This window comes from Kitasatospora sp. NPDC088742 (assembly GCF_055584905.1).
Genome location: NZ_JBVJLD010000004.1, coordinates 49,856 through 75,680, shown reverse-complemented (window position 1 = coordinate 75,680; position 25,825 = coordinate 49,856). Strand labels below are relative to the sequence as shown.

Genomic DNA, 25,825 nt, shown 5'->3' with positions numbered 1-25,825 from the left:
CGGCCGGATTGTCCGGTGTCCGGGGGGATCGTGCGTCGGCGATGCGAGCCGTTCCTATTCTCGGCCCGGGGTGGCCGTGACCGCCGAGCGCCACCACCACGCCGAAGACGTCCCTGGAGGACCGCGATGAACGCCGCGCTGGCGACCCTGCCGATCCTGGTCACCTTAGGGCTGCTGGCCGCCCGGGTGCGAGCCCTGTACGCCGCACTCGCCGCCCTGGCCACGGCGGTGGTGGTCACCCTCACCTCCTTCCGCCACCCGGCCGGGGACCTGTTCCGGGCCGAACTGCACATGCTCCCCACCATCGTGGAGCTGGCCGCCATCCTGTTCGGCGGCATCCTGCTCAGCGAGCTGATGAGCCGCACCGGCACCCAGAAGCGGCTCGGCGACTGGATCGGCGGCTCCTCCGGCACCGCCGCCCGCGCGGTGCTGCTGGTCCAGCTGGGCGTGACCCCGTTCGCCGAGTCGCTGACCGGCTTCGGCATCGGCGTGGTGGTGGCGATCCCGCTGCTGCGCCAGCTCGGCCTGAGCGCGCCGAAGGCCGCCGTGGTCGGCCTGCTCGGCCTGGTCACCGTGCCCTGGGGCTCGCTGGCCCCCGGCAGCCTGGTCGCCGCCGAGCTCGGCGGGGTCGACTTCCAGGAGCTGGGCATCAACTCCGCGCTGCTCTCCGCCCCGGTCTTCCTGATCGCCGGGGCCGCCGCCCTGGTGGTCTCCTTCGGCCCGCGCCGCGCGCTGGCCTCGGCCGGCGAGCTGGTGCTCGCGGCCGGCACCCTCTGGCTCACCGTCTGGGCGGTGGACTTCTACGTCGGCATGCCGCTGGCCGGCGTGCTCGGCGGCATCACCACCGTCGTCGTCCTGCTGCTGGTCTCCCGGCTGTCCGGCCGTGTGGCCGCCGCCGGTGCGCGGGCCCCGCTCGGCCGGGCCCTGGTCCCGTACGCCTTCCTGGTCGGCGGCCTGCTGCTGAGCCGGCTCGCGCTCGGCCTGGCCGGGGTCGAGGAGGGGTGGTGGACGGTGCTGGCCGGCCCGGCCGGCTGGCTGCTGCTGACCGCCGCGCTCACCCCCGGACTGCTCGGCACCGAGGGCGCGGTGCTGCCGCCCGCCACCTCGGCCACCTTCGGCCGCTGGTGGCAGGTCACCCTGACCACCGTGGTCTTCCTGGCCCTGGGCACCCTGCTGGCGGCCAGCGGGATGAGCCGGGCGCTGGCCGACGCCGGGGCCGCGCTGGGCGCCGGCTACCTGCTGCTGGCCCCCTGGATCGGCGCGGTCGGCGGCTTCCTGGCCGGCTCCAACACCGGGGCCAACGCGATGTTCGCCTCCAGCCAGGCGGCCACCGCCCAGCTGCTCCACTACCCGGCCGCCCAGCTGGTCGCGGTGCAGAACGTCAGCGCCGCGCTGGCCTCCGGCGGCGCGGTGGCCCGGGTGGTGCTGGCCGCCCAGCTGGCCGAGAACTCGCCCGGCCCGTCCGCGGCCCCGGCTCCGTCCGCGGCTCCGGCGGCCGGCGGGGGCGGGGTCGCGGTGCTCACCGAGACCGAGACCGCCGCGAAGGTGGACACCACCTACGTGCTGCGCACCGTGCTGACGGTGCACGGCCTGATCTTCCTGGTGCTCGGCGTGATCGCCGTCCTCTGGCGGTGAGCCGGTTAGCCCGGTCGGTCGGCTCTGTTCACCCGTACAAGGGTGAGGGGCCGACTTTGGCTGCCAGGCCAAGCAAAGCGACGGCCCCGGCGCCTTAGCGTTTCTTCATGGCCGGCGTGTGACCCCCGCCCGGCCTTCCCCCATGACGAGAAGGAGATCGCGCGCTCATGGATGCTGTGACCCAGGTCCCCGCGCCGGTGAACGAGCCGGTCCACAGCTACGCCCCCGGCACCCCCGAGCGGGCCCGGCTGGAGGCCAAGCTGAAGGAGCTGGGCGGCCAGGAGCCGATCCAGCTCACCATGACCATCAACGGCGAGCGCCGGATGGGCGGCGGCGAGGAGATCCACGTCGTCCAGCCGCACAACCACGCGGCCCGCCTCGGCACCCTGCGCAACGCCACCCAGGACGACGCGCGGGAGGCCATCGACACCGCGCTGGCCGCCGCCCCGGCCTGGCAGGCGCTCTCCTTCGACTCCCGTGCCGCGATCTTCCTCAAGGCCGCCGACCTGCTGGCCGGCCCCTGGCGCGAGACCCTGGCCGCCGCCACCATGCTCGGCCAGTCCAAGACCGCCCAGCAGGCCGAGATCGACACCCCCTGCGAGCTGGTCGACTTCCTGCGCTTCAACGTGCACTTCGCCCGGCAGATCATCGCCGAGCAGCCGATCTCCTCGGACGGCGTCTGGAACCGCAGCGACCACCGCGCGCTGGAGGGCTTCGTCTACGCGATCACCCCCTTCAACTTCACCGCCATCGCGCTCAACCTCCCGACCGCCCCCGCCCTGATGGGCAACGTGGTGATCTGGAAGCCGTCGCCCACCCAGCAGTTCGCCGCGCACCTGCTGATGCAGCTGATGGAGGCGGCCGGCCTGCCCAAGGGCGTCATCAACATGGTGACCGGCGACGGCCTGGCCGTCTCCGAGGTCGCGCTGAAGGACCCGGCGCTGGCCGGCATCCACTTCACCGGCTCCACCGCCACCTTCCAGCACCTGTGGCGCGAGGTCGGCACCAACATCGCCAACTACCGCACCTACCCGCGGATCGTCGGCGAGACCGGCGGCAAGGACTTCCTGGTCGCCCACCCGTCCGCCGACAAGGCCGTGCTGAAGACCGCGATGACCCGCGGTGCCTTCGAGTACCAGGGCCAGAAGTGTTCGGCCCTCTCCCGCGCCTACGTCCCGGCCTCGATCTGGGCCGAGCTCAAGGACGAGTTCCGCGAGGAGGTCGACGGCCTGACGATGGGTGACGTCACCGACCTGTCGAACTTCATGTCGGCCGTCATCGACTCGCGTTCGTTCGCCAAGAACAAGGCCGCGATCGACCGCGCCCAGGCCGACCCCTCGGTCGAGGTGCTGGCCGGCGGCACGTACGACGACTCGGTCGGCTACTTCGTCCGCCCGACCGTGCTGGTCTGCGAGGACCCGGCCTCCGAGTACTTCAAGGACGAGTACTTCGGCCCGGTCCTGGCCGTGCACGTCTACGAGGACGAGAAGTACGAGGAGATGCTGACCCAGATGGAGTCGGTCTCCGCCTACGCCCTGACCGGCGCGATCATCGCCCAGGACCGCGAGGCCGTCCAGCACGCGATGCTGAAGCTCCGTCACGCGGCGGGCAACTTCTACATCAACGACAAGCCCACCGGCGCCGTGGTCGGCCAGCAGCCCTTCGGCGGCGGCCGCGCCTCCGGCACCAACGACAAGGCCGGCGCCAAGCAGAACCTGATGCGCTGGACCTCGACCCGGTCGGTCAAGGAGACCTTCGTCCCGCCGACCGACTACCGCTACCCGCACATGGGCTGACCAGTCGTCACTCCCCCCTGAGGGCGGCGGCGGAATCCCACGCCGCCGCCCTCGCCCCTCCCCACCAGCTGAACCGTCTCCAGGAGTTCACGATGCTCCGTTCCGCCCTCCTCGCCGCCTCCCGCTCCCCGCAGGTGCGCACCGTGGTCGAGAAGTTCCCGCCCACCCACGCGATAGTCGAGCGCTTCGTCGCCGGCGAGCGCCTCGACCAGGCGGTCACCGCCACCGACGAGCTCATCGTCACCGGCCGCAAGGTCACCCTTGACCACCTGGGCGAGGACACCAAGGACGCGGACCAGGCCGCCGGCACCGCCGAGGCCTACGAGCACCTGCTCGCCGCCCTCAAGGAGACCGGCCTGGCCGCCGACGCCGAGGTCTCCGTCAAGCTCTCCGCGGTCGGCCAGTTCCTCCCGGTGGACGGCGAGAAGATCGCCCTGGAGAACGCCCGCCGGATCTGCGCGGCCGCCGCCGAGGCCGGCACCACGGTGACCCTCGACATGGAGGACCACACCACCACCGACTCCACCCTGGCCATCGCCCGCGAGCTGCGCGTCGACTTCCCCTGGCTGGGCGTCGTCCTCCAGGCGTACCTGCGCCGCACCGAGTCCGACTGCCGCGACCTGGCCACGGCCGGCTCCCGGGTCCGGATCTGCAAGGGCGCCTACAAGGAGCCCGAGTCGGTCGCCTTCCAGGGCAAGCACCAGGTCGACCTGGCCTACGTCCGCGCCCTCAAGATCCTGATGGCCGGCGAGGGCTACCCGATGGTCGCCTCGCACGACCCCAACATGATCAAGATCGCCGGCCAGCTGGCGGACTGGAACAACCGCGAGCTCGACAGCTTCGAGTACCAGATGCTGCTCGGCATCCGCCCCGAGGAGCAGCTGCGCCTCGCCGAGGCCGGCAACACCATGCGGGTCTACCTTCCGTACGGCGAGGAGTGGTACGGCTACTTCATGCGCCGCCTCGCGGAGCGCCCGGCCAACCTGACCTTCTTCCTCCGCGCCATGGCCACCCGGGGCTGACGGGCCGTCAAGGTCAGAGGAAGGCCGCGGTGTCCAGCTCGAAGCCGAACGGCTCGGGCAGGGCGAGCGGTTTCCCGAAGGAGGCGAGGTGCACTTCGGTGTACTCGTCTCCTTCGGGCTTTGCGAAGATGCTGACCCGTGACTCCTCGCGGTCGACCAGCAGGTACAGCGGGATCTGCGCGCGGGCGTAGCAGTGCCGCTTGGCGATCCGGTCCTGCATCGCCTTCGACGAGGTGACCTCCGCGACCATCGCGACCCCGCCCGGGTCCATCCAGGGCGGTGCCTCGTTGAAGAGGTCCAGGTCGAGCGGTGCGAGCGTGATGTCCGGGATGGCGTAGTTCCGCGGGCAGCGGCCGCCGCTCGGCAGGCGCAGGCCCTTGTAGCCCGAGACGTCCATCTCGACCGCGGAGTGCCGGATGATCTGCCGCACCAGGCGGCTGAAGACACGCTCGTGCGCGCCGTCGGTCGGTGGAGCCACGACGATCTCTCCCTCGATGAGCTCAGCTCGGAAGCCCTCGGGGGTGGCCAGGTCCAGGAAGCCCGCGAGGAGGATGTCCGCCTCGGAGGGCCCGGCCTGCACCGGATGCTCTTGTGCCATGGCACTCATGATGCCCCCTTCCAGTGGGTGGTGGCCACGCTATGAGCCATGGCGTGGCCACCGGAAGGCGAGCGGTTCGAGTCCCTACGATCGAGTGGTTTCGCTCAAGTCGAAATGTCTGATTCCCCGTCAGAGCATCGCGCCGGCGGGCTTCACCATCGCCCGCGCCGTCTTGGCGTTGACGTACTCGCCGATGGCGGTCATGACCCACTCGCCGGAGTACTGGCGGACCAGCTTGCACATCACCACGCCCGTGCTGGGCTCGGAGGTGGTGAGGTCGAAGCGGACCAGCTCCTGGCCGGAGCCGGCGTCCAGGAGGCGGCAGTAGGCGTTCTTGACGTCGGTGAACTTCTGGCCGGAGAAGGAGTTGACCACGAAGACCAGGCCGCAGACCTCGGCGGGGAGGCCGTCCAGGTGGACGGTGATGGCCTCGTCGTCGCCGTCGCCCTTGCCGGTGAGGTTGTCGCCGGAGTGGGCGATGGCGCCGTTGAAGATCGAGAGCTTCATGAACCAGGCGGTCTCGACCTTGTTGCGCTGGGCGTCGAAGGCGATGCAGGAGGCGTCCAGGTCGATGTTGCGGCCGCGGCCGGCGGGCTCCCAGCCGAGGCCCATCTTCACGGCCGAGAGGAAGGGCTTGCCGTTCTTCTCCAGCGAGACCGAGCCGCCCTTGGTGAGGCTGATCCGGCCCTTGTCCAGGGTGACCTTGGTGAGCGAGGCCGGGACGGCTGGCGGGGTGACCGGCCTGGGCGGGGCCTGGGTGGGGGCGGCTTGCGGGGGAGCGAGGGGCGCGGCGGGGGCGGCCTGCGGCGGGGCGGGCGAGTCGTCCACCGAGACGCCGAAGTCGGTGGCGATGCCGGCCAGGCCGTTGGCGTAGCCCTGGCCGACGGCGCGGACCTTCCAGGCGCCGCCCCGGCGGTAGACCTCGACCACCACCAGGGCGGTCTCCCGGGTGAGACGCGGCGGGGTGAAGGTGACCAGGACGGCCCCGGTGTCGGCGTCCCGGACGGTGGCGGTGGGCTCGGTGCCGGCGAAGGTCGCGTTCGCGTCGTCCAGACTGGCCGTCACCACCACCTTCTCGATCCCGGCGGGCAGCGCGGAGGTGTCCACCGTGATCGCGTCCGGGGTGGAGCCGGCGGCCGGACGGTGCGTCACCCCCGGCCCGTTCGGGGCGTTGAAGAAGACGAAGTCGGCGTCCGAGCGGACCTTGCCCGCCTCGGTGAGCAGCAGCCCGGAGACGTCCAGCGCCTTGGGGGCCGTCACCTCGACCGTCACCCGGGCCGATGCGAGCGGCGCGTTGCCGCCCTGGGTCAGGACCGTCGTCACTGGCTGCTCCTTCTTCTCCACGCGCATCCCTGATGCACACTCAACTCTGGCGGCTGCGAAGGCCCAGCGTAGCCAAGCTCTCAGCTGAATCGGCGAGTCGGCACGGAATGCCGCTTGTCCCGTTCCGGCCGCTGGGAAAGCATGCAGGGCATGCCAGCTCTACAACGTTCCGAGGCACGTACCCGTGCCCGTCTGCTCAAGGTCCACGGCTACACCCTCGACCTCGACCTGACCCGGGGTGAGACGGTCTACGGCTGCGCGACCACCGTCCGCTTCGCCTGCGCCGAGCCGGGCGCCGGGACCTTCCTCGACCTCAGGCCGGACACCCTGCACCGCGCCGTGCTCAACGGCACCGAGCTGGACCCGGCCGCGCTGGCCGACCACCGGCTGCCGCTGACCGGCCTGCTCGCCGAGAACGAGCTGCTGCTGGAGACCGACCAGCGCTACTCCTCCACCGGCGAGGGCCTGCACCGCTACGTCGACCCGGCCGACGGCTCGGTCTACCTGTACGCGGCCTGCGGCCCGGACCTCGCGCCGCTCGCCTTCCCGTGCTTCGACCAGCCCGACCTCAAGGGCTCGTTCACCCTCTCCGCCACCGCCCCGGCCGACTGGACCGTGCTCGGCAACGGCACCGGCAAGCAGGTGGCCGAGGGCCGCTGGGAGTTCGAGCCGACCAAGCCGATCTCCACCTACCTGTTCACCGTGGTGGCCGGCCCGCTGCACTCGGTGTACTCCGAGCACGACGGCATCCCGCTGGGCCTGCACGGCCGCAAGGCGCTCGCCGCCGACCTGGACCGCGAGGCCGAGGAGCTGTTCGAGGTCACCCGGCAGTCCTTCGACCGGCTGCACGAACTCTTCGACGAGCGCTACCCGTTCGGCCGCTACGACCAGGCGTTCGTGCCCGAGTTCAACTGGGGCGCGATGGAGAACCCGGGCTGCGTGGTCTTCGCCGAGCACATGCTCTTCCACTCCGCCCCGACCGAGGCCGAGCGGACCTTCCGCGCCATGGTGGTGGCGCACGAGATGTCCCACATGTGGTTCGGCGACCTGGTCACCCTGCGCTGGTGGGACGACATCTGGCTGAACGAGTCCTTCGCCGAGTACCTGGGCTTCCGGATCACCGACGAGGTGACCCGCTTCCGCAGCGCCTGGAGCGGCTTCGCGATCAAGCGCAAGGGCTGGGGCTACGACGCCGACCAGCGCGTCACCACCCACCCGATCGCCGCCGAGGGCCTGAAGAGCGTCGCCGAGGCGATGGGCAACTTCGACGGCATCTCCTACGCCAAGGGCGCCGCCGCGCTGCGCCAGCTGGTCGCCTGGCTCGGCGACGAGGCCTTCTTCGCCGGGATCAACGAGCACTTCGCCCGGCACCGCTTCGGCAACGCCGAACTCGGCGAGTTCCTGGACGTGCTGACCGAGACCAGCGGCCGGGACGTCCGCGGCTGGGCCGAGCACTGGCTGCGCACCTCCGGCGTGGACACCCTGGGGACGGCCGTCTCCTACGACGGGGACGTGATCGCCTCCGCCGAGCTGGTGCCGGACGGCAGCCGGCCGCACCTGGTCCGCCTGGGCGTCTTCGACCTGGACGCGGACGGCAGGCCGGTGCTCCGGGAGTCGTACGACGTCGAGCTGGAGCCCGGCACCCCGGCCCCGCTGCCGCAGCTCACCGGGGCGCCCCGCCCCGCGCTGCTGCTGCCCAACCACGGTGACCTGTCCTGGGCCAAGATCCGGCTGGACGAGGCCTCCTGGCGGACCGTCACCGAGAAGCTCTCGCTCTTCGACGACCAGTTGACCCGCGCGGTGCTCTGGGAGCACGCCCGCGACCTGGTCCGGGACGGCGAGCTGGCCCCGGGCGGCTACCTCGACCTGGTCGCCGCCCACCTGCCCGGCGAGTCGGTGGACGCCATCGTGGACGCGGTCTTCGCCTTCGCCCGCACCAAGATGCTGCCCTACCTCGACCCGGCCGAGCGGCCCGCCGCCCAGGCCCGGCTGGCCGGTGCGGCGCGGGAGCTGCTGGCGCGTCAGGACGCCGAGCTGGGCCTGCGGCTGGCGGCGCTGCGGGCCGCGGTCGACAACGCCACCGGCGAGCGGGAGCTGGCCGAGCTGGAGGAGTGGCTCGGCGGCGGTGCCTTCGGCATCGAGCTCAGCGCGGAGCTGCGCTGGGCCGCGCTGGTGCGGCTGGCCGGGCGGGGCCTGATCGGCGAGGACCGGATCGCGGCCGAGTTGGCCGCCGATCCCGGGTCGACCGCCTCCGAGGGGGCCGCCCGGGCGCGGGCCGCGCTGCCGGGGGCCGAGGCCAAGGAGGCGGCCTGGGGGCTGCTGTTCGGCGAGGAGGGCGGGCTGTCGAACGCGCTGCTCACCGCCGTCGCGCAGGGGTTCTGGCAGTCCGGTGGCGAGGCGCTGCAACGTCCGTACGTGGAGCGGTACTTCGCCGAGATCCCGGCGGCGGGTGAGCGCGGCGACATCGTCTCCCGTGCCCTCGGCACGGCGCTCTTCCCGACCGGCTGGTCCACCCCGGAGACGGTCGCCCTCGCGGAGGCGCTGCTCGCGGGGGACGCCCTGACCCCGGGCCTGCGCCGCACCCTGGCCGACCAGATCGACGACCTGCGCCGCGCCGCCCGCATCCGCGGCTGAGGTTGGTCACACCGGGGGCGCGAGGAACCGCGCGAAGCGGAAGACCACTACCGTTGGTCGCTTCCACGAGGGTCAGTTGCACGTGCTGCGATCTGAACGGCGGTGGGTGGCGGGCCGCGCAGTTCCTCGCGCCCCTGGGTCGCTGCCCCGCCGGGGCGCCCGCCCGGACGGGCCGTCAGTGGAAGGTGCCGCGGGTGGTGGTGGCGGTGGAGCGGCGGAGGTTGAAGGCGGCGGCGGACCAGGTCTCCTCGGCGGGCCGGGTGGTGACCGGGCTCGGGCTCGCCGAGGGGGAGGGGCCGACGGTGTGGACGGCGAAGAGGTACTTGCCGGGGATGACGTCGAGGCCGGGCGGCAGGGTGAAGCGGTAGATCACGGTGCCGCGGGCCTGGACGACCGTGACGACCGCGCCGGGCAGCGTGCTCCACGGCACGGTGCCGGGCAGTGCTTCCGGGCGGGTCAGCTCGAACTCGACCTGGAGGGCGGTGAGTTCCTCACCGACCGTCAGTTCCAGGGTGTGCCGGGTGCCGGTCTGGCCGAGCGGGCCGAGCTCGGCCAGACCGGTCATCGGGGCGGCCGCCGTCGGGGTGCCGGTCGGTGCCAGCGGCGGCGGTGTCCCCGGCCGGGGCGTACCGGTGGCGCTGCCACTGGGTGACGGTGACGGCGAGGCCGACGGCGACGCGGCGGACGGCGAGGGGCTCGGCCCGGGGCCGGGCGCGGAGACCGTCACGGGCGGGAGGGCCGGGGAGGCCGACGGGGCGGACGCCGAGGGGGAGGGGGTCCGGGGGCGGGTCGGGGACGGGGTGGCCGAGTGGGTGGCCGACGGGGTGCGGGCGCCGAGCGCCCGCGGACCGGGGACCACCGCGGCGGGGCCGGGCTGCGGCGGGGCCGTGGTCTCCGGGGCCGGCTCGGGGGCCGCGTCGGGGCTGGGGATCGGCGGGCTGGCGCCGACGTTGGTGACCCCGGGCAGCCTGCCGACGGTCTGCTGCTCGCTGACCAGCCAGGTGGTGGCCACGCTGATGCCGACCACGGTGGACATCGCCATCGCGGCGCCGGAGAAGCGGAAGCCCGGCAGCCGGAACCGCGCACCGACCGGCTTCGGCCGGCCGTGCCGCGCCTGCCGTGACGGCACGTCGTGCCGGGCGGCGGTCGCCGTCCCGTCCTTCTCGCGGAGCTCCCGGAGCACCGGCCCGCCTCCTTCCCGACTTCCCGAATGTGTCGATCGACCGAACTCGCCTTCGCCGCGCCGCTGTTCGGCCGGTTCTCACGGTCCGGGTACGGCGCAGGGCCAACTGAGACTACCAGTGCGCACCTGACGGACCGCCAGACCCGGTGCACGGCAGGGGGATCGGCCGCCGGATCCGTCAGTTCCACGGGTGCGCCGGGGTCCGTGGACGAGTGTTGCAACCTCCTTGCAACGGTTGCAAGGGCGGCGGCGCTGCCGCAGGCTGGGCGGAACCCCAGCCGCCTCGGAGAGATCGTCATGCCGCGCGACCCGCTGTCAGCCGCCTCGAACCCGCCGTTCGCCGCCACCCCCACGGGCGACGAGGCGGTCGGACCCGACGTCGTGCCGGGGCCGGTGGAGGAGGTCCTGACCCTACGGATCGCGCTCGACGAGGACTCGGTGGGAGAGGTGCGCACCCGCTTCCGGTACGACCCGGAACGGCCCTACGAGGTGCTGCTCACCTTCCACCTCGGCCGCTCCGACGAGGCGGACTGGGTGTTCTCCCGTGAGCTGCTCCGGGACGGTCTCGCCGGTCTGAGCGGGCAGGGCGACGTCAAGCTCTGGCCCGCGTACTGCCCCTGCCACGGCTCGACCCTGCACCTGGCCCTCGAATCGCCGCACGGGCGGGCGCTGTTGGAGGCCTCCAAGCCCCGGGTGCAGGCCTGGCTGGAGCGCACCTACGCCGTGGTGTCGGCCGAGGAGGAGGCGCTCTCCGGGCCGACGGACGGTCAGCTCAGCGAGCTCCTCAACGGGTTCTGATCAACGGGCTGGGACGACCTCGCCCGGCAGCCGGAGCGTGCCGCGCACCAGCCCGGAGCGGACCTCCCGCACGGCCGGGGCGGACGAGCTCGGCAGCAGGTCGTACGGGTCGGTCGGGCGGAGCACCACCACCTCGGCGGTGGGGGTCAGCCGGTAGGGGCGGTGGTCCAGCAGCCCGCCCAGGTAGCGGCGCAGCCGGGAGACCTCGGCCCGGACGGTGACCGTGCGGGAGGGGTCGCCGAACAGGGCCTCGGAGAGCCGGGCCGCGCTGAGGCCCTCCCGGTGCACGGCCAGCAGCAGCAGCAGTTCGGCGTGGCGCGGGCTGAGCCCGTGGGACCAGCGGCCGACCGCGCCCTCCACGGTGAGCTCGGGCCGGGCCGCCCGGCGCAGGTCCAGGGTGATCAGCGAGCCGTCGCCGGGGCCGTCCGGGCCGGGGCTCCCGGTGGGGCGGATCAGCCAGCCGTCGGCCAGCGGTTCCACCGCGCACTCGCCCAGGGTGGGCAGCCAGACCCGGGGCGAGCCGCCGAGCCCCTCGACCGGCAGCCGTAGCCGGGGCACCGGGGCCAGGCCGACGGTGGCCGCCGTCCAGCCCTCGTTGTCCACCACCACGGCGGGCCGGTCCACCCGGGCCAGCAGCGGGGCGGCCACGGTGCGCAGCCGGTGCAGCGCCTCGAGTTGACGGGCCCTCAGTTCGGCCTCGGCCAGCCGGGCGCCGGTGGCGGCGAGTTGGAGCAGGTACGGGGCCATCGAGCGGGCCGGGCCGCTGAGGTTGACGGCGCCCAGCAGCCGGCCGGTGCGCGGGTCGTGCACCGGGGCGGCCACGCAGGTCCAGCCGTGGTGGCTGCGCAGGTAGTGCTCGGCGGAGTGCACCTGGACCGGGCGGCGGACCCGCAGGGCCAGGCCGATCCCGTTGGTGCCGACCTCGTCCTCGACCCAGCGGGCGCCGGTCTCGAAGCCGATCGAGTCGGCGGTGCGCAGCAGCGGGCGCTCGCCCTCGTGCCAGAGCACGTGGCCGTCCCCGTCGGCGATGGCCAGGATCAGCGGGGTGGTGCTGGTGGGCAGCAGCAGGGTGGTCCGGAGCACCGGGAGGATGTCCGACAGATGGGTCTCGCGGCGGCGGTGCTCCAGCTCGGCGGGGCCGATCCGGCGGGCCTCCCGGCCCCGCTCCGGGTCCAGGCCGAGCCGGCGCAGCCGGTCCCAGGAGTCGCCGATCTCGGGTCTCGGCAAGGCCTCGGACTCCTCCGGCGGGGACACGGAGGAGGAGGCCATGGCCCGGTCGTAGCGCTCCGGCAGGTCCGCCTGTTCGGGTGCCCGGCGGGGCTGCGGGACCGCTCGATGACTCTCCTGCAACCGGTGCCTCCCCGTCGGGCCCACGTCGGTCCTGGTGTACCGGAGACAGGTTACGGCCGGGAGCGGGGGCATTGGTCGGGTTGGGAAATCTTTCGACCTGCCGCTATCTGCCGGAAGAAAGCGTTTTGCGGGGCTATCCGGTCTTCGTCCCCGGTCCGGTACCGCTTGTCCGGATGACCCGATGGCCGCCGGAACCCTTGTGTGCCCGTGGCCGCGGGGAGAGCATGTGAGCCGGTCCCCGGGAACGACGCCCCGGGCCGGCTCGGTCCACGTGCAGCGCGGCGGAGGGGGAGACCCGTGACGTACCGGTTGGAGATGACCCAGGGGGACTGGCCGGCGGCCGAGTTCGCCAAGGGGGTCGAGGGGCTGCTGGCGGAGAGCATGGTGCTCACCCTGGCCACCGCCGGCCCCGAGCGCGGCCCGCACGCCAACCTCGCCTTCTTCGCCTACGACGAGGACCTGGTCCTCTACTTCGTCAGCGAACGCTCCACCCGTCACAGCCTCCACCTCACCGAGGAGGCCCGGGCCGCCGCCACCGTCTTCCTCCCGCCGCCGGTCTTCGGCGAGCAGCTCCGCGGCATCCAGTTCACCGGCCGGGCCGGCGAGGCCTGGGGCCACCACGCAGAAGCCGCCTTCGCCGCCTACCAGTCCCGCTACCCGTCCTTCGGACAGGACCCCGAGCTCCGGCGCCAGTACCTGAGCGGCGCCGGAGCCGCGGCCCTCTACCGCTTCCAGGTCGACGAACTCACCGCCGTCGACGAACCCCGCTTCGGCCGCCGCAACTACCTCTCCGCCCGCGTCCTCCGCTGACGGCCCACCAGGGCAGCGACCCAGGGGCGCGAGGAACTGCGCGAGTACGGAAGCGGACCAGAGTCGGATCGGGGCACACGAGCCAGTCGCACGTGCTGCCGTTCCCGAGGCCTCAGCCGCCGGCGGGGTAGCGGATGGGCATCGCGTCCGTGAGCCCCGGGGGGACCACCGCGATCAGGACGGCGGAGAGGCCGTCGGGGCCGGCGTGGACGGTGGCGCCGGTGTCGAGGGGGCAGACGGCGAGGGTGTGGCGGCGGAGGGGGAGGGTGGACCCGTCCGGGGTGACGAGGCGTCCGCCGCCGCTGACGACGAACCAGATCTCCTCGGTGCCCTCCCGCCCCCGGGCGTCGATCCGGCTGCCCGGGGCCAGGTCGAGGTGGTCCACCGACTCGGTCTCGCTGTGGAAGAAGCCCCGCCGGGCCAGTGAGCGCCCGGTGCTCCGCACGGTGTTGCCCCGAAGGGTCCGGGGTGCGTTCCCCGGTCGCGAGACGATCATGCCGCACCCCGCTCGGTCACCCGTCGCCCGTCCTTGGCGTTGGGCACGGCCAGGCTCGCGGTGAAGTACCGCAGCAGCTGCCCGTCGGCGCGCAGCGTCGCCGCGCTGCCGAGCGGCAGCGTCACCGCCGTCCCCGGACCCAGCCGCACCTCCGTGGTGCCGGCCAGCGCCCGCCCCGTGCCGGCCAGCACGTACAGGGTGTGCTCCCGGTCGTCGGAGCGGAGCTCCTCCTGCTCGCCGGGGGCGAGGGTGACCAGCCGGGCGTCCCGGAGCGGTCCGCTGAGCAGGGTGGTGAGGTCGGCGGAGCCGTCCGCCGCGAGGTCGATGATGGTGGCGGTGCGCATGAGGGGCCTTCCGGTGTGGCCGGGGTCGCCGGTGAGCGCGGCGGCGACCGGTGGGCTGATGACTTCGATGACGATCCAGTCCAGGTCCACCGCGCCCGGGTTGTTCAGCCGGTGGCGGGTGCCGACCGGGTTGGTGATCAGGGTGCCGGGGCCGACGGTGTGCAGGACGCCGTCCAGCAGCAGTTCGCCCTCGCCGGAGACCACGAAGTAGAGCTCCTCGGTCCGGCTGTGGTGGTGCACGCCGCACTCGGTGGCGGGCGGCAGGGTGGAGACCTCGATCGCCTCCCAGGTGCCGGACAGGCCGAGTCGGCGGGCCAGGCACTTCCACCGGGCGACGTTCCGGCCGCCGTGCATCGCGTACACGTCGGCGGCGCCGCCGGGGTCGGCGACGATCAGTTCGTCGGAGTACCCGGTGGCCGGGGTGGTCCGGTTCGCCAGCATGCCTCTCCTCCTCCGTCGGGTCCTTCGGACGCGGTGCGGTCCGGCCTCCATGCTGCGCGGCCCGCTGTCCCGGACACCTGGGGCAGGCGTCACCGACCGGTCCTGTCCGATTGACCCGGTTCCTCCGGGGTCACTGACAAGTACCTGCCGTTATGCCAACATGTGCACCGCGCAAGCGATCTGACGGACAGCCAGGGGGAAATCGCATGACGTACGGCAGTGCCGTGCCAGTACCCGGATGGGACGGCGCCGACGGGAACGCCGCCTACCTCGACAAGACCCTGCGGCACGAGCCGGTGGAGACCGTGCTCGACGACCGGGTCAGCGGGCGGGCGATCCTCGGGCTCTGGCTCCGGGCCGCGTTCCTGTCCTGGACGGTCGGTCTGGCCCTGGCCGTGGTGGGGCTTCCGATGCTGCTCGACTCCGGCTCCGACTACTCCTCCGGGTACGGGGGCTCCGACTCCGGCTCCGGCTACGCGGGTTGGCTGCTGTTCGTGCTGGGCGCCACCTTCCTGCTCTTCGTCGCCCTGATGCTGGTCGGCGGCCTGACCGAGCCGGTCGCGGAGTGGCGCGTGCTGCTCCACGCCCGCACCGACGTGGACTCCGCCTTCGCGCAGATCCGCAACGTGGTGCTGGAGCGCGGCTACCCCCTGACCGTCGTGGAGGAGGGGGGCTCCCTGGCCGGTGCCGGCCGGCAGCTGAACCTCGGCCAGGGCGACTGCGTCGCCCACGTCTCGGTCTTCCGCTACGGGAACGGCCTCTACCTGGGCTGGCAGATGTGGCGGACCAGGAGCAAGGCCCGGCTGCTGGTGCAGTTCGTCACCGACGCGCTGACCCGCCGCGGTGACATCCGGACGGCGATGGCCCGGACCTCGCAGGTTCGGGCGATGCGCGAGGCGGTGCACGCCGCCTGCCGCGAGGGGCTGGTGGTGGCGATCGAGGGCCGCAGGGTGCCGCTGGTCACGTTCCCGGGTGGCCCGCCGTCCGGCGCCCCGTCCGGCGCGACGGTACCCCGGCCACCTGCCCCGCCGACGCCGCCCGTCCCGCCCGCCGCTCCGGTCCCGCCGGCGGCCCCCGTGCCGCCCGCCGCCCCCGTGCCGCCCTCGCCCCCCACCTCGGTCACCCCGCCGCTGGGCCCGGTGCCGCCGACCCCGCCCGTTCCGCCCGCGCCGCCCACCCAGCGGTCGTGACGATCGCTCAGGACGGCGTGCTGACCGGCCCCGACGGAGCGGGTGGCCACGTCGGGTGGGCGGCGGTGCGGCTGGCCCCCGCCCTGGGGCTCACGGACCACCGGGGCTACGCCGCCCTGCCCGAGGACCGCCGCTGGGCCGAGGCCGGCGCCGCCGAACTCGCCTGGCTCACCGCGCTCTGCCACCCCCGGCCCGGCGCCGGTCACCTCGAACTGCGGGTCACCGGCGGCGGCAGCGGCGGCACCGGCACCCGGCTCCGCGCCACCCTGCTGGCGCGCGCCACCGGCCCCACGCCGGAGGCCGCCGCCGCAGCGGTCCGGGCCCTGCTCGGGGTCGTTCCCCCGGCCCACGTCGCCACCGCCCCGGTGCGCGAACACGCCGCCCTGATGGCCGAGTTGAACCCGCTCGGCACGCCCGTCGGCCCGCTCTCCTGGTACGAGATCCGCAAGCGCGTCGAGGTCCGTCCGCTGGCCCGGCCCACCGCCCAGCGGGCGTACGCGGTGGCCGCCGCGCCGTTCGCCCCGGCCGCCGGGACGTGGGAGCTGCTCTGGACCACCCTGGCCAGGCAGCCGCACCCCACCTGCCTGGCCGTCAGCCTGACCCCGGCCGGGCTGCCGGCCCAGGCCGCCGCGGTGATGGCCCGGTTCGCCGAGAGCTACGCCGCCCTCGCCCTGCCGGGCACCGGCAGTCCGCTCTGGCAGGGAGCCCACCGGGCCGACCCCTCCGCCGAGGCGGGCCGGGACTTCTTCGACGACGCGCTCCGCCGCTACCTCGGTCCGGCCCACCGCCTGCGGATCCTGCTGGCCGCGGCCGGCCCGGCCGGCCCCGGCCTGCCGGAGTCGGTGGCCGCCCAGGTCGGCGGGGTGGCCGTCCCGCTGCCGCCGGTGCAACACGCCCGCGCCTGGGCCGACTTCACCGCCCTCGGCGCCGATCCGCTGCCCGCCGCCCACCGCCCGGTCGGTCTGCCGGACGCCAACTGGTCGCTCCTGGAACACGAGTTGGTCGGCCTGGCGGACCCGGGCGAGACGGCCGCGGCCGTCCGGCTGCCGTACGAGTTCACCGGCCGCACCGCCCGCCTCTTCGAGCAACTCCCGTCGGTGGAGGTCCCGTTGCCGCCCCCTCCGGTCCGGCCGGCGCCCCTCCCGCCACTACTCTGACCACAGCCCCCACACCCGAAAGGCGCCACCATGCCCCAGTTCACCATCGCCTTCGACGGCACGGACGGCGACGTCCGGGACGACGCCGAAGCGCTCCAGCAGCACCTGAACCGGGACTCCGAGCTGCGCGGCCTGACCACCAACCGGATCCGCCCGCCGGGCCCCGACGAGCAGGGCGGCATGGCCGACGCCGTGCAGTACGCCGCCGAGCTCGGCCCGCTGGTGATCGGCCCGCTCTGCGTCTGGCTGGAGGCCCGGCTGCGCAAGGGCGGGGTCTCGATGGAGCTGCGCCGCCCGGACGGCACCGAGCTGCGGATCTCCGGCGACTCCACCACCGACACCGGCCAACTCCTCAACCAGGTGGAGGACTTCCTGGCCGAGTGAGTCACCCACCCCGATGACACCCTGGACCCTGAGCCCGGACCGCGCCGACTCCTGGGCGGTGCTGGTCGCCGTCGGCAGCTACGCCGGACTGCCACCGATGCCCGAGGCGGTGGCCTCGATGGAGCTGCTCGCCGACCACCTCTCCGGCCCCGACGGCACCTTCGCCCCCGAGCGGGTGGTACGGCTGGTCGATCCGCAGAGCACCCGCGAGGTGCTGGACCGGATCGCCGACGTGGCCGGCCGGGCCCGCTCCACGGTGCTGCTCTACTACGCCGGCCACGGCGTGACCAGCGCGGCCGGCCGCCTCCACCTGGCGCTGCCCGGGACGGAGGACGACCCCGACCAGGTGCCCCGCACCGCGCTCTCCGCCGAGGCGGCGCTGGCCGCCCTCGGGCAGACGGCGGCGCACCGGATCGCGGTGCTGGACTGCTGCTTCGCCGGGCTGGCCCTGGACGAGCCGGCCGCCGCCGACCTGCACCTGCTCACCGCGGTGGACCGCGCCCGCAAGGCCCTGCTCAACCCGGAGCTCGGGCTCACCCGCTTCGCCGAGGAACTGCTCCGGCTGCTCCGCGAGGGCGTCCCGGACGGGCCCGCCGACCTCCCGCTGGACCTGATCCACCATCATCTGGCCGTCGAACTCGCCCAGTTGCCGGATCCGATGCCGCGCCGCTACCAGGCCCCCGTGCCGATGCAGCGCGCCGTGGACGGCAGCGGCCACCTGGCGCTGGCCCGCAACCCCGCCTACGGCACCGCGCTCACCGCGGCCGGCCTGCGCGTCCGGGCCGGCTTCGCCTACCGCCAGTTCGCCGTCCGCCAGCACCGGCGGCCCTGGCACCAGCCACAGGCCACCGCCCGGCTGGCCGCGATCGCCGCCGACGCCGCCGTCGTGCTCGGCCCGGCCGACCTGCTCACCCTCCAACTCCGCAACGCCCACGCCCACGCCATCGGCACCACCGAGGGCCGCGAGGCCGCCCTCGCCCTGCTCCAACCCCTGGCCGCCCTCGCCGCCGCCATCCTCCCCGCCGACTCCCCGGTCCTCGCGGCCATCAAGGAGTCCCTGGCCCGCTGGCGCACCTGACACCCCCTCAGGAGAGGATGGCCACCCCGCCCCACCCGACCCGAGAGGCCTCCTCGTGACCTTCCGCACCGCCGCCCCGGCCGGAGTCTTTCCCAGCCCGCGCTACAGCCACGTGGTCAGCGCCACCGGCCGCCAGGTCCACGTGGCCGGCCAAGTCCCTCTCGACGAGAAGGGCGCCCTGGTCGGCGAGGGCGACGCCCTGGCCCAGGCCCGCCAGGTCTTCGCCAACATCGGCCACTGCCTGGCCGCCGCCGACGCCACCTTCGCCCACCTGGTCAAGCTCACCGTCTTCGTCACCGACATCGCCCACCTGGAAGCCGTCCGCACCGCCTGGGACGAACACCTCGACCCCGTCCACGCCCCCGCCTCCTCCGCCGTCCAGGTGGCCGCCCTCTTCCGCCCCGACCTCCTCCTGGAGATCGAAGCCTTCGCGGTCGTCCCGGAGTAGCGGCGGGGCTCAGACCTCCTGGCCGTCGAGCTCGTACTCGAAGGTGACGCGGTGGGTGCCGTCCTGGTCGACGGTGAGGGAGCCGGCGCCGGTGATGCCGGTGAGGGCTCCGGTGCCGCTGCCGGGGACGATGACGAAGAAGGGGGAGAGGCGGTCGCTGCCAGTAGTGGTGGCGGAGTGGGCGAAGTTGAAGCTGCCCTCGCGGCCGTGCAGGGAGCCCTCGAAGGACTCCAGGGCGAGGTAGGTGCCGACGCCGGTGGCGTGGTCGAAGGCCGAGGTGAAGATGGTCGCGGAGCGGCCGGCGGCCTCGCCCTCGTAGAGCTTCTCCATGGTGGCGACCCCGGCCGGGGCGCCGGTGGTGACCTCGAAGGCCGGGGTGAACTCGGCGGGGACGAAGGACTTCACGGTGAACGTCGCGTCAGCTCTCATGGGGCGGATGCTAGCCAGCGCCACCGACAGATCCGGCCACCCGGCCACAGCTACTGCGGCGGGTCCTCCCCGGTGAGGCCGTCGACGGCCTCGCGCAGCAGGTCGGCGTGGCCGACGTGGCGGGCGTACTCGTCGTGCAGGTCCACCAGGATGCGCCGCAGGTTCGGTGCGGTGCCGTCCGGCCACCGCCGGTACTTGGCCGCCTGGTCGAGGCCGCCGTCGGCGAGGGCTGAGGCGATCGCGGTGCGCGAGCGCTCGGTGGTGCGGTGCCACAGGGCGTAGAGCTGCTCGGGGGTGTCGGTGGCCGCGGTGCGCCAGACCCACTGCGGGTCGGTGAGGGCCTCGGGCACGTCCAGCGGTGGTCCGGGGGCCTCACCCGTGAAGTCGACGGTGTAGCTCTCCTCCACCAGTGCCATGTGCTTGAGCAGGCCGCCGAGGGTCAGTGTCGACGGCGGGTGCGGCCGGTTGAGGGCGGCCGCGTCCAGGCCGCCGCACTTCCAGGCGAACTGGGCACGGGAGCGGTCGAGCGCGAACAGCAGCATCTCGACCTCGTCGGCGGTGTTGGACGGTTCGTGGATGGTGGTGCTCAGGGTGGTGTCGTCGGTCATGAGGAGCACGTTAGGGTCGGTTCCGGACGATCCACGTCCGGAACCTGCCGGAGCTGACGAGACGGCAGCAGCCAGTGGAGGAGAGACCCTTGGTGGAGCCGGACACGACGCCCACCGCACGCGCGCTGCTGACGCTCGAGCTCCTGCAGGGCAGCCCCGGCATCACCGCGGCCCGGCTCGCCGACCGGCTCGGGGTCTCCGAGCGTGCCGTCCGGCGGTACGTCGGCATCCTGCGCGAGGCGGGCATCCCGGTGGAGTCGGACCGCGGACCGTACGGCGGGTACCGGCTGGGACGCGGTCTGCGGCTGCCGCCGCTGACGTTCAGCGCGACGGAGGCGCTCTGCCTGGTGATGGCGGTCCTGGACGGTCACCACGACGCGAACGACACGACGAGCCCGGTCGGCAGCGCGCTGGGCAAGATCGTGCGCGCCCTGCCGGAGGCGGTCGCCGCCCAGGCCGAAGCCGTCCGCCGGGCCACCGCCCCGGCCCCCGACCGCACCGCCGCCCGGCCCGACCCCGCCATCACGGCCGACCTCGTCCAGGCCTGCTCGGAGCACCGGCGGATCCGGCTGGCGTACCGCTCCGAGGCCGGCTCGGCCTACGACACCGAGGTCGACCCGTGGGCGGTCGTGGTGCGCCACGGCCGCTGGTACCTGCTCTGCTGGTCGCACACCTCCGACGGGCGCCGGGCCTACCGGATCGACCGGGTCGGCGCCGTCGAGCTGCTCGGCACCGGCTTCGAGCCACCGGCCGGCCTCGATCCCGTCGCCGTCCTGGAGGAACACCTCGCGGTCGGCTGGGAGTACACCGCGGAGGTGGTCATCGACGCCCCGCTCGACGAGGTCGCACCACACCTGCCGCCGGCTCTGGGACGGCTGGAGCAACTCGACGCCACCACCTGCCGCCTGACCGGAACGACCGGCAACCCGTGGTGGTACGCCGAGCAACTCGCCGCACTGCCGGCCCCGTTCCGCATCCAGGGCGGCGAGGAGCTGCGCCACTGCACCCGCGCGCTCGGCCGGCGCCTGCTCGCCGCCGCCGAGGAGGAGCCGGCCGCCTCGGGCAGCCACGACGGCGCGCGGACGAACGCGCAGGTCATCGCGCGCGCCGGGTGACGACTAGTGCCGGGCACGGCACTAGCTCGACCGGTCACTGTCGGGCCAGCCACCGCGGGCCGCCACGTCCAGGACCAGCGCGCCGATGTTCCACGCGTCGTCCTCGCCCCGGTGGTGCCGCCCCTCCAGCGGCAGTCCGGCCAGCTCCAGGGCCCGCGCCATCCCGGGACGCTTGCGCAGCCCGTACACCTCGGTGAACACCGCCTTGGCGTTCACGTGCCGCCGCCCGAACGGGTACCGCACCCCGGCGGCCTGGCACTGCCGGGTGAACTGATGCCGGTCGTAGTCGCCCCAACTCGCCCACACCCGCTGTCCGCTGAGGTGCTCGGCCGCCAACAGGCGGCAGGCCTCGGCGAATTCGACCCCGCCCGCGACCTCCGCCTGGGTCAGCCCGGTCAGTTCGGTGCAGAACGCGCTCACGGTGGACCGGGCCGGCCGCACCAGGATCCGGTGCCGCCCCAACCGCCGCCCGGCGGCCGGGTCCACCACCGTCAGCCCGATCTCGATGATCTCGCTCACCGCCCCGGGCGGCGGCTGCCCGTCCCAGCAGGTCGCCTCGACGTCGACCACGTTCACCAGCTGTGCGCCATCGCTCATCCGGCGAGCGTAAGGGCCTGCCCGGCCCGGTAAATCTCCTTTTCCACCGGCGGACTTCCCCTAGAATCGCCCCTCTGCTCGGAAGGGGGCATGGGCGTGGCACGCGACATCGTGACGGTCGGTCAGCTGGCGGGGGTCGCGCGGGCGGCGCTGGGGCCGGAGCGCAGTCTGGTCGGCGTCTCGCGCCTGCGGGGCGGCAGCAAGAAGGGCGTCTACCGGCTCCTCCTCGACGACGGCTCCACCGCGATCGCCTACCTCTGGGACGAGGCCGAGAACTACTGGCCCACGGCGGCCGACGCCGAGGACCACGCGGACCCGTTCTCGCACGCCTCCGGGATCGACCTCTTCCTGGCCGCCCACCGCCGGCTGAGCTCCGCAGGCGTCCGCACGCCCCGCCTCCTGTTGGCCGACCGGAGCAGGAGCCACTACCCGGCCGAGCTCGCGGTGGTGGAGGACGTCCCCGGTGAGAGCCTGGAGGCTCTCCTCGAACGGGACCCGGACGCCGCTGCGCCGGTCCTGGCGCGGCTCGCCGAGGCCCTCGACCTGATGCGACGTCACCCCGCCCCGGGCTTCGGCAAGGTCGCCCTGGTCGACAACGGCGGTACCTCCCACGGCAGTTCGTGCGAACAGCTGGTACTCGACCGCGCCCTCGCCGACCTGGCCGAGGCCGCCTCCCGTGACCGGCGGGCGGCCGCCGTCCGCGACCGGGTCGAGGCCGAGCTGCGCAGACTGGCCCGCGCCGTCCGCCCGCGCTCGGAGTACGTGCTGGTCCACGGCGAACTCGGGCCCGACCACGTGCTGGTGGACCGTCAGGGGCAGCCGGTGCTCATCGACATCGAGGGGCTGATGTACTTCGACCTGGAGTGGGAGCACGTCTTCCTGCGCCTGCGCTTCGCCGAGCACTACCCCCACCTCCGCACCGAGGCCCTCGACCGGCACCGCCTGGCCCTCTACGCCCTGGCGATGAGCCTCTCCCTGGTCGCCGGCCCGCTCCGCCTGCTCGACGGCGGCTTCCCCGACCGCGCCTTCATGCTCGGCATCGTCGAGTACCACCTCGCCCAGATCCTGGCGGCCCTGACGCCAGATCAGGCGGCGACCGCCTGATCCGGCGTCAGTCCGGTGCCCTCCGCGAAGGCGGCGGTGAAGGTCTCGAGGCCGAGGGCGGTGCGGACGGCGGTGGTGATCCGGTCGACGTCGGCGCGTTCGGCCACCGGGAGCGGTGCTCCGCTCCCCGCCCGGGCGGCCGCGGCGGCGCCGAGCAGCACCGCCGCCCGCCGGTGGGACGGCGCGGCCGCCGTCAGGGCCTCCGCTCCGGCGAGGCCCTCCAGGGCGAGGGCCACGGCCCGGGGGTCGCCGGTGCCGCGGGCGGCGGAGAGTCCGGCCCGGTGGTGGGCGAGGGCGGCCGCAGCGTCGCCGCGCAGCTCGGCGACGAAGCCCAACTCGGCCAGCACCAGCGCGTTGGCGCTCTCCAGCCCGGCCTCCCGGTGCCAGGCCAGGACGGCCAGCAGGTGGGTCTCGGCGGTGTCCAGGTCGCCCTCGCGGCGGGCGCCGAGGGCGAGGCCGAGTTCCGCGTTCACCTGGCCCGCCCGGAAGTCGTGCTCGGTGCTGCGGCGCAGCGCCTGCCGGTGCAGTTCGCGCGCTCCGGCGAGGTCGCCGGTCAGCAGGGCGATCCGGCCGAGCCCGGCCAGCAGGTCCCCGGCGGTGGTGGCCAGCCCGAGCTCCTCCGCCATCGCCAGGCCGGCCCGCAGCCGTTCGGTGGCCTGCCGGTAGTCCCCGAGGATCTCGGCCCGGGCGGCCAGTGGGTAGACGGTGCGCAACTCGCCCCAGCGGTCGCCGAGTTCGCGGAAGGTGGCGGCGCTGCGCTCCCCGTGCAGCCGGACGCCCTCCAGATCGCCCCGGGCCAGCAGCTGCACCGCCCGGTCACCGAGCGCGGCGGCGGTGCCCCAGCGGTGGCCGAGCCGTTCGAAGTCGGTCAGGGCCAGCGTGGTCAGCTCCTCGCCGGCGGCCAGGTCGCCGATGCTGCTCACCGCGTGCCCGAGGAACCACCGGGCCTCGGCCAGCGCCAGTCCGCCGTCCGCGTCCGCAGAGCCGGCGGCTGCGGCCGCCCCTCCGGTCACGGCGGGCCGGTGGGCGGCGAGGGCGGTGGCGTACCGGCTGGTCCGGTCCGTCGTGGCGCCGCTGAGCACCGCCGTCCCGGCCTGCCAGGCGGCGGCCCGGGCCCGGTCGAGCGGCGAGCCGCCGGGTACCGTGAGGGCCGCGTCCAGCGCACGGCGCAGCTCGCCGAGCCGTCCGCGCAGCACCCAGCACCAGGCCAGCGAGTCGACCAGCCGCAGTGCCTGTCCGGCGTCCCCGGCCCGGACGGCCTCCTCCAGACTGCCCGTCAGATTGGCGCTCTCGGTGCTGAGCCGGTCCAGCCAGTGGCGCTGTTCGGGGCCGCGCAGCCGGGCCGAGGCGCGGGCTGCCAGTTCGGTGTAGTGCGCGCGGTGCAACTCCCGTACGCCCCGCGACTCCCCGGCCAGCTCCAGCTGTTCCAGGGCGTAGGCGGCCACCGACTCGTACGGCCGGTAGCGCGGCGCCCCGTCGGGGCCGGGGCGGACGGTGAGCAGTGAGCGGTCGACCAGCCGGGCCAGGACGTCGACCACCTCGGCCTCCGTCACCACGCCCCCGGCGCAGACCCGTTCGGCCGCGTCCAGGGTGCAGCCCTCGGCGTGCACGGCCAGGCGGCGCAGCACGGTCCGCTCGGGCTCGCCGAGCAGGCCCCAGCTCCAGTCGATCACGGCCCGCAGGGTCTGCTGACGGGCGGGTGCGCCGCGCCGGCCGGCCGTGAGCAGGCGGAATCGGTCGTCCAGCCGGGCCAGCAGCTCCGCCGCGCCGAGCGAGCGGACCCGGGTGGCGGCCAGCTCCAGGGCGAGCGGCAGGCCGTCCAGCCGCCGGCAGATCGCCGCGACGGCGGCGCGCTCGGCCCGGTCGGGGGCGAAGCCCGGGGCGGAGGCGGCGGCCCGGGCGGTGAAGAGCGCCACGGCGTCCGGCTCGTCCAGCGGCCCGACCGTCCAGAGCGTCTCGCCGTCCACGGCCAGCGGCTCCTGACTGGTGGTCAGCACCACCAGGCCGGGTGCGGCCCGCAGCAGTGCGGCGACCAGCAGGGCCACGGGCTCCACCAGGTGCTCGCAGTTGTCCAGCACCAGGAGCAGGCGCCGCCCGCGCAGCGCCCCGGCGAGCCGCTCGGCGGGCGTGGCGGTGCGGCCCGGCGCGGGGCCCCAGCTGCCGTCGTCGCGGATGCCCAGGGCGGCGCAGACCAGCTCGGCGGGGTCGGTGCCGGGCCCATGGCCGGCCAGTTCCACCAGCCAGACGCCGTCGGGGTGGTGGGGCCCGGCCTGTTCGGCGGCGGCCAGCGCGAGGCGGGTCTTGCCGACGCCGCCGGTGCCGGTCAGGGTCACCAGCCGGCCGCCTTCGAGCAGCCGCCGGACTCCGGCGAGGTCGGCGTCCCGCCCGAGCAGCCCGGTGACCGGGGCCGGGAGGTGGGTCGCTCCCGGGGTGTGCGCAGCGGCAGGGGCCTGGAGCAGCAACTCGCGGTGCAGCTCGGCCAGTTCGGCTCCCGGGTCGGTGCCCAGCTGCTCGGCCAGCAGCTCCCGGAACTCCTGGTACCCGGTCAGGGCCTCGGCCGTCCGTCCGGTGCGGTGGAGCGCCCGCCAGTGCACCGCGCGCGGGCGCTCCCGGAGTGGATGGTTCTCTATCAACTCAGCCGTGTCAGCGATGAGTCCGGCGTACTCGCCGAGGGCGAACCGCGCCTCGGCGAGCTCCTCGCGGGCGGTGAGCCGCTGCTCGGTCAGCCGGGTGACGGCGGCACGGGCGAACGGGCGGTCCTCGAAGCCCGCGAAGGCCGGACCGCGCCAGACGTCCAGCGCCTCGGTGAGCAGGGACCGCCGCTCCGCCGGGTCCGCCGACTCCCTTGCCCGCTCGACGAGTTCGCCGAAGAGTGCGGCGTCCGCGGCCGTCGCGGCCAGCCGGTAGCCGCCGGGAACGGCCTCGACCAGGGCGCGGGCGCCCGGCTCGGCCTCCTCCAGCGCCCGGCGCAGCTGGGAGACCTTGGCCTGGAGCGCCCGTCCGGGGCTGCCGGGCAGCGGCTCCTCCGGCCAGAGCGCGTCGATCAGCCGCTCGGCGGAGGCCGGGCGCCCGGTGGCGGCGAGCAGCGCGGCCAGCAGGGTGCGGACCTTCGCCTCCGGCACGGCGACCTCCCGCCCGCCGTCCGTGCGCACCTCGACCCCGCCCAGCACCCCGAATCGCATGTCCCCACCGTAATGCAGTTGATCATGGCGATCCGGGCTCCCGAACTCGCCCGAACCGGCCCCGAACGATTCCCGAACACCCCACCGACAGGGTGTTCCCCGT

23 protein-coding genes are annotated in these 25,825 nt (G+C 74.3%); 13 read left to right on the top strand and 10 right to left on the bottom strand.

Annotated features, from left to right (window positions below; translation table 11 throughout):
* The first annotated feature begins 126 nt into the window (after positions 1-126).
* The 3 genes from ACZ6ZR_RS05945 to ACZ6ZR_RS05935 all read left to right on the top strand — a co-directional run bounded on the left by ACZ6ZR_RS05945 (position 127) and on the right by ACZ6ZR_RS05935 (position 4,453).
* Positions 127-1,635 carry an L-lactate permease gene (locus ACZ6ZR_RS05945; protein WP_465639761.1) on the top strand — a complete coding sequence of 503 codons (1,509 nt, stop codon included), beginning with the start codon at positions 127-129 and terminating at the stop codon, positions 1,633-1,635.
* Between the two features lie 167 nt (positions 1,636-1,802).
* A complete protein-coding gene (pruA, locus tag ACZ6ZR_RS05940) occupies positions 1,803-3,431 on the top strand; it encodes an L-glutamate gamma-semialdehyde dehydrogenase (protein WP_465639759.1) in 1,629 nt (542 codons plus the stop codon).
* Between the two features lie 92 nt (positions 3,432-3,523).
* Positions 3,524-4,453: a proline dehydrogenase family protein gene (locus tag ACZ6ZR_RS05935; RefSeq protein WP_465639757.1), complete on the top strand. Its 930-nt coding sequence runs from the start codon at positions 3,524-3,526 to the stop codon at positions 4,451-4,453.
* A 13-nt stretch (positions 4,454-4,466) separates the two neighbouring features.
* Here the strand turns inward: ACZ6ZR_RS05935 and ACZ6ZR_RS05930 are convergent, their stop codons facing one another.
* Positions 4,467-5,060 carry a Uma2 family endonuclease gene (locus ACZ6ZR_RS05930; protein ID WP_465639756.1) on the bottom strand — a complete coding sequence of 198 codons (594 nt, stop codon included), beginning with the start codon at positions 5,058-5,060 and terminating at the stop codon, positions 4,467-4,469.
* A 120-nt stretch (positions 5,061-5,180) separates the two neighbouring features.
* Positions 5,181-6,362, bottom strand: a complete 1,182-nt coding sequence (locus ACZ6ZR_RS05925) for a TerD family protein (protein ID WP_465640063.1) — start codon at positions 6,360-6,362, stop codon at positions 5,181-5,183.
* A gap of 162 nt (positions 6,363-6,524) precedes the next feature.
* On the opposite strand from ACZ6ZR_RS05925, the gene pepN reads away from it, so the two are divergent.
* The gene (pepN, locus tag ACZ6ZR_RS05920; RefSeq protein WP_465639754.1) at positions 6,525-9,008 is read left to right on the top strand and encodes an aminopeptidase N; all 2,484 of its coding nucleotides are present in this window, start codon (positions 6,525-6,527) and stop codon (positions 9,006-9,008) included.
* Positions 9,009-9,183: 175 nt separating this feature from the next.
* Here pepN and ACZ6ZR_RS05915 read toward each other — a convergent pair whose 3' ends face one another.
* Complete coding sequence (locus ACZ6ZR_RS05915) at positions 9,184-10,191, bottom strand: hypothetical protein (RefSeq protein ID WP_465639752.1); 1,008 nt, start codon at positions 10,189-10,191, stop codon at positions 9,184-9,186.
* Between the two features lie 297 nt (positions 10,192-10,488).
* On the opposite strand from ACZ6ZR_RS05915, the gene ACZ6ZR_RS05910 reads away from it, so the two are divergent.
* A complete protein-coding gene (locus ACZ6ZR_RS05910; protein ID WP_465639751.1) occupies positions 10,489-10,989 on the top strand; it encodes an SsgA family sporulation/cell division regulator in 501 nt (166 codons plus the stop codon).
* On the opposite strand, the gene ACZ6ZR_RS05905 is transcribed toward ACZ6ZR_RS05910, so the two are convergent.
* Positions 10,990-12,339: a helix-turn-helix domain-containing protein gene (locus tag ACZ6ZR_RS05905; protein WP_465639749.1), complete on the bottom strand. Its 1,350-nt coding sequence runs from the start codon at positions 12,337-12,339 to the stop codon at positions 10,990-10,992.
* 297 nt (positions 12,340-12,636) lie between these two features.
* Here ACZ6ZR_RS05905 and ACZ6ZR_RS05900 point away from each other — a divergent pair, with 297 nt between their 5' ends.
* Complete coding sequence (locus ACZ6ZR_RS05900; protein WP_465639747.1) at positions 12,637-13,149, top strand: pyridoxamine 5'-phosphate oxidase family protein; 513 nt, start codon at positions 12,637-12,639, stop codon at positions 13,147-13,149.
* A 112-nt stretch (positions 13,150-13,261) separates the two neighbouring features.
* Here ACZ6ZR_RS05900 and ACZ6ZR_RS05895 read toward each other — a convergent pair whose 3' ends face one another.
* Both ACZ6ZR_RS05895 and ACZ6ZR_RS05890 read right to left on the bottom strand, forming a co-directional pair.
* Complete coding sequence (locus tag ACZ6ZR_RS05895) at positions 13,262-13,594, bottom strand: hypothetical protein (RefSeq protein WP_465639745.1); 333 nt, start codon at positions 13,592-13,594, stop codon at positions 13,262-13,264.
* 47 nt (positions 13,595-13,641) lie between these two features.
* Entirely contained in the window at positions 13,642-14,430 is a 789-nt protein-coding gene (locus ACZ6ZR_RS05890) for a cupin domain-containing protein (RefSeq protein WP_465639743.1), read from the bottom strand.
* Between the two features lie 224 nt (positions 14,431-14,654).
* On the opposite strand from ACZ6ZR_RS05890, the gene ACZ6ZR_RS05885 reads away from it, so the two are divergent.
* The 5 genes from ACZ6ZR_RS05885 to ACZ6ZR_RS05865 are packed head-to-tail and all read left to right on the top strand — an operon-like array spanning position 14,655 to position 18,687.
* Positions 14,655-15,620 carry a hypothetical protein gene (locus ACZ6ZR_RS05885; protein ID WP_465639741.1) on the top strand — a complete coding sequence of 322 codons (966 nt, stop codon included), beginning with the start codon at positions 14,655-14,657 and terminating at the stop codon, positions 15,618-15,620.
* Entirely contained in the window at positions 15,617-16,777 is a 1,161-nt protein-coding gene (locus tag ACZ6ZR_RS05880) for a hypothetical protein (protein ID WP_465639739.1), read from the top strand. The genes ACZ6ZR_RS05885 and ACZ6ZR_RS05880 overlap by 4 nt, the downstream gene beginning before the upstream one ends.
* 30 nt (positions 16,778-16,807) lie before the next feature.
* Positions 16,808-17,161: an effector-associated constant component EACC1 gene (locus ACZ6ZR_RS05875; protein ID WP_465639737.1), complete on the top strand. Its 354-nt coding sequence runs from the start codon at positions 16,808-16,810 to the stop codon at positions 17,159-17,161.
* Positions 17,162-17,174: 13 nt separating this feature from the next.
* Positions 17,175-18,239, top strand: coding sequence for a caspase, EACC1-associated type (locus tag ACZ6ZR_RS05870; protein WP_465639736.1), 1,065 nt, complete (start codon positions 17,175-17,177; stop codon positions 18,237-18,239).
* A gap of 55 nt (positions 18,240-18,294) precedes the next feature.
* On the top strand, positions 18,295-18,687 hold the full coding sequence (locus ACZ6ZR_RS05865) for a RidA family protein (protein WP_465639735.1): 393 nt from the start codon (positions 18,295-18,297) through the stop codon (positions 18,685-18,687).
* Positions 18,688-18,696: 9 nt separating this feature from the next.
* Here ACZ6ZR_RS05865 and ACZ6ZR_RS05860 read toward each other — a convergent pair whose 3' ends face one another.
* On the bottom strand, positions 18,697-19,116 hold the full coding sequence (locus tag ACZ6ZR_RS05860) for a DUF3224 domain-containing protein (protein WP_465639733.1): 420 nt from the start codon (positions 19,114-19,116) through the stop codon (positions 18,697-18,699).
* 50 nt (positions 19,117-19,166) lie between these two features.
* The gene (locus ACZ6ZR_RS05855) at positions 19,167-19,724 is read right to left on the bottom strand and encodes a DinB family protein (RefSeq protein ID WP_465639731.1); all 558 of its coding nucleotides are present in this window, start codon (positions 19,722-19,724) and stop codon (positions 19,167-19,169) included.
* A gap of 92 nt (positions 19,725-19,816) precedes the next feature.
* On the opposite strand from ACZ6ZR_RS05855, the gene ACZ6ZR_RS05850 reads away from it, so the two are divergent.
* Positions 19,817-20,839, top strand: coding sequence for a helix-turn-helix transcriptional regulator (locus tag ACZ6ZR_RS05850; protein WP_465640061.1), 1,023 nt, complete (start codon positions 19,817-19,819; stop codon positions 20,837-20,839).
* A gap of 21 nt (positions 20,840-20,860) precedes the next feature.
* Here the strand turns inward: ACZ6ZR_RS05850 and ACZ6ZR_RS05845 are convergent, their stop codons facing one another.
* Positions 20,861-21,436: a 3'-5' exonuclease gene (locus ACZ6ZR_RS05845; protein WP_465639729.1), complete on the bottom strand. Its 576-nt coding sequence runs from the start codon at positions 21,434-21,436 to the stop codon at positions 20,861-20,863.
* Positions 21,437-21,526: 90 nt separating this feature from the next.
* Between ACZ6ZR_RS05845 and ACZ6ZR_RS05840 the strand changes: the two genes are divergently transcribed.
* Positions 21,527-22,540 (top strand): phosphotransferase family protein, encoded by a 1,014-nt coding sequence (locus tag ACZ6ZR_RS05840; RefSeq protein ID WP_465639727.1) that lies wholly within the window; start codon positions 21,527-21,529, stop codon positions 22,538-22,540.
* On the opposite strand, the gene ACZ6ZR_RS05835 is transcribed toward ACZ6ZR_RS05840, so the two are convergent.
* On the bottom strand, positions 22,522-25,722 hold the full coding sequence (locus ACZ6ZR_RS05835) for an AfsR/SARP family transcriptional regulator (RefSeq protein WP_465639725.1): 3,201 nt from the start codon (positions 25,720-25,722) through the stop codon (positions 22,522-22,524). The genes ACZ6ZR_RS05840 and ACZ6ZR_RS05835 overlap by 19 nt on opposite strands.
* Between the last annotated feature and the right edge of the window lie 103 nt (positions 25,723-25,825).

Excerpts from the sequence above, each read along its gene's own strand:
- ACZ6ZR_RS05870 (WP_465639736.1), top strand. The coding sequence starts at position 17,175 with ATGACACCCTGGACCCTGAGCCCGGACCGCGCCGACTCCTGGGCGGTG.
- ACZ6ZR_RS05875 (WP_465639737.1), top strand. The coding sequence starts at position 16,808 with ATGCCCCAGTTCACCATCGCCTTCGACGGCACGGACGGCGACGTCCGG.
- pruA (WP_465639759.1), top strand. The coding sequence starts at position 1,803 with ATGGATGCTGTGACCCAGGTCCCCGCGCCGGTGAACGAGCCGGTCCAC.
- ACZ6ZR_RS05930 (WP_465639756.1), bottom strand. The coding sequence starts at position 5,060 with ATGAGTGCCATGGCACAAGAGCATCCGGTGCAGGCCGGGCCCTCCGAG.
- ACZ6ZR_RS05855 (WP_465639731.1), bottom strand. The coding sequence starts at position 19,724 with ATGACCGACGACACCACCCTGAGCACCACCATCCACGAACCGTCCAAC.
- ACZ6ZR_RS05890 (WP_465639743.1), bottom strand. The coding sequence starts at position 14,430 with ATGCTGGCGAACCGGACCACCCCGGCCACCGGGTACTCCGACGAACTG.
- pepN (WP_465639754.1), top strand. The coding sequence starts at position 6,525 with ATGCCAGCTCTACAACGTTCCGAGGCACGTACCCGTGCCCGTCTGCTC.
- ACZ6ZR_RS05845 (WP_465639729.1), bottom strand. The coding sequence starts at position 21,436 with ATGAGCGATGGCGCACAGCTGGTGAACGTGGTCGACGTCGAGGCGACC.
- ACZ6ZR_RS05840 (WP_465639727.1), top strand. The coding sequence starts at position 21,527 with ATGGGCGTGGCACGCGACATCGTGACGGTCGGTCAGCTGGCGGGGGTC.
- ACZ6ZR_RS05945 (WP_465639761.1), top strand. The coding sequence starts at position 127 with ATGAACGCCGCGCTGGCGACCCTGCCGATCCTGGTCACCTTAGGGCTG.
- ACZ6ZR_RS05935 (WP_465639757.1), top strand. The coding sequence starts at position 3,524 with ATGCTCCGTTCCGCCCTCCTCGCCGCCTCCCGCTCCCCGCAGGTGCGC.
- ACZ6ZR_RS05910 (WP_465639751.1), top strand. The coding sequence starts at position 10,489 with ATGCCGCGCGACCCGCTGTCAGCCGCCTCGAACCCGCCGTTCGCCGCC.
- ACZ6ZR_RS05860 (WP_465639733.1), bottom strand. The coding sequence starts at position 19,116 with ATGAGAGCTGACGCGACGTTCACCGTGAAGTCCTTCGTCCCCGCCGAG.
- ACZ6ZR_RS05835 (WP_465639725.1), bottom strand. The coding sequence starts at position 25,722 with ATGCGATTCGGGGTGCTGGGCGGGGTCGAGGTGCGCACGGACGGCGGG.